A 255-nucleotide genomic window follows, 5' to 3' on the forward strand; every position below is an offset into this window, starting at 1 on the left:
CCCGCCAGGGCGCACTGGACCCGGACCTGCCGCGCACCCGCATCGAAATCCCCTTCGATGCCTCGTTCGTCGCCGGCCAGGCGATCAAGCTGTTCTGGCTCGGCACCTTGCCGGATTTCACCCCCTATCTGCCCGACCTGCCGTTGCGCCTGATTACCCAGGGCGACATCGAGGCCGGGGTGTCGTTGTTCATCACCGTGGAGGCGGCCCACATCAAGCCGGTAGAAGGCGGCACGCTGGAGCTCTATTACCAGT

The 255-nt window shown here is 65.5% G+C and carries 1 protein-coding gene; it reads left to right on the forward strand.

Annotated features, from left to right (window positions below):
* A partial coding sequence (locus tag AACY45_RS29045; protein ID WP_339548912.1) for a hypothetical protein occupies nucleotides 1–255 on the forward strand: 255 nt, incomplete at both ends.

Origin of the sequence: Pseudomonas sp. RA_35y_Pfl2_P32, from assembly GCF_963970735.1 — a bacterium.
Lineage (GTDB): Bacteria > Pseudomonadota > Gammaproteobacteria > Pseudomonadales > Pseudomonadaceae > Aquipseudomonas.